Annotated in this window: 1 pseudogene; it reads right to left on the minus strand. The window is 73.2% G+C overall.

The window, feature by feature from the left end:
• A pseudogene (locus AAW14_RS39215) lies at positions 1-1,105 on the minus strand (hydrolase); the annotation flags it as partial.
• Between the last annotated feature and the right edge of the window lie 870 nt (positions 1,106-1,975).

The following is a 1,975-nucleotide window of genomic DNA, read 5'->3' on the forward strand; positions in this document are numbered from 1 at the left end:
GGCGTCGGCGGGCCCTGTGCGCGGCGCCGGAGCGAGGCCCCGGAGCGGCCGACGCGGCGTGCGCGCCACGGCTGGGGCCGCTGCCGGGTGCGTCCGCCGCCATGGAGTCGTGAGAACGCTCGCCCCAAGCGGCCGGGTCCGCGGGCGCCGGTGGTTCCCCGACCGCGGATCGACGCGCATCGGCCGGGTCGATCAGAGGTTCGCCCCCGACGGGCACGGTCATGGGCGCCGCCGGCTGCTCCGCCTCCTTGCTCCGCGCGCCCGTCGTACTGCTCCGCGTGGCCGTCGCGTCGAGGTAGGCCTGGGCGCCCCAGCCGAGCACGCCTTCGGCGAGGAGCAGGGGCAGCCGGTCGTGGAAGCCCTCCAGTTGCTCGGCGGCGTTGTAGCAGTGGGTGCAGCCGTCCATGTGGAGGCGCAGATGCGGGTCGAGGACGCTGTCGCCACGGCGCAGGGACACGTCCAGCAGTCGGGCGTAGCGCCGGCACTCCTCGTCGGGGGCCGACTCACGGTGGGCGTCCAGACAGCCCTCTCGCAGCAGTTCGCGTGCTCGCTCCAGCTTCACCGCGGCGTCCTCGGTGCCGATCCCGAGCAGGGCGGCGGGTTGGGCGAGCTCCTCGCGCTCGACCTCGACATGCCAGAGCAGGCAGCGGGCCGGCTGGGCGAGTCGCTGGAAGGCACGGGACACGAGCCGCCGGTTCTCCGGCGGCAGCAGCCGCGCGGCGACGCGCTCGCCGCCGCCGAGGGCGGGGCGCAGGGATGGGCGCAGAAGCTCGCGCCGGTGGTCGGTGCCCCACTCCCCCGCAAGGCGCCGTATCGTCACGAGCAGTTGGGGCCGCCACGCGGCCGTCGGTCCCCCCTGCCGCGCGGATTCCTCGAAGAGCCGGGTGAATGCGGCCGTGGTGAGCATTCCGGCGGGATGCGCCCCGTCCGCGCACAGCCGGGCGTAGGAGAAGGCGGCTTCCCAGTGCCGGCCGAGCAGTTCGCCGACCGGATGGTGGACGGGCCTCTTCCCGGCGGACTTCTTCAGTTCGGCGGCGAGCTGTTCGTCCGTCACACCGTACGACAGAACGGGTCCGGGGGAATTCTGCTGGACCCCGTCTTTCACGTCCACGTTCCTCCAACACCCACGCGGAAGTTGTTAGTACATACCAATTGAGGCACGCCCGGCCCACAGCATGCTGGGAGTATCCACGGGAGGATATCCGGCATGCCGGACGCCCACCCAACCAGGCTCTTTTGAAGCGGGTGGCGCTCCAACGACGCCGGTGCGCGCCACAGCAAAGGCAATGGTCCGCGCGCTGACGGTGACACCTTCGCACAGGTCGCCGAGCACGAACAAGAGACCTCCTCACTTTCGTTTTCCTGTGATCCCCGAGGACTTGACGAAAAGTCAGTCAACTCGGTACGGGCCCCGGGAATTCCGGGTCCGGCATCAAAAAGCCGTGCGGCGTGGCGCAATCGGGCCTCGCGCAACGCCGTCATCGGGGAGAGGCCGAGCCGTTCGATGAATAGGGGCGCGAAACGGGACGGGGAGAGCGGGAGGCCTTCGGCGAGGGAGCGTTCGGTGCGCGGCGCACCCGGGTCGGCAGCGATCAGGGCCCGGGCCGGTCGGATGCGCTCGTCCACGGCGGAGCGCGAGGGCCGTGCTCGGGCGGTGGCGAGCAGCACGATCTCCTCGAGGCAGCACGGGGGCGGGCCCTCGGGCGGCGGTTCCGTGCGCGACGGAGACCACGCCGTCGGCGGGTGACAGGGGGTTGGGGGCATCCCGAACCCCTGCCGCCCGCCCGGGCGTCGGCGGGCATGCGCCGGAGCGCCGTCCGATGAGGTCCCGCCCGTGCCCGGCAGCCACGGCATACAGCCGGTCGCCCGGGCCGTTAGGGGCCGATCAGGCCGGCCCGGGAGGGCCGGGAGGCCCGGGAGGCCCGGGAGGGCCGGGAGGCCCGGGAGGCCCGGGAGGCCCGGGAGGCCCGGGAGG

Origin of the sequence: Streptomyces hygroscopicus, from assembly GCF_026168105.1 — a bacterium.
Lineage (GTDB): Bacteria > Actinomycetota > Actinomycetes > Streptomycetales > Streptomycetaceae > Streptomyces > Streptomyces hygroscopicus_D.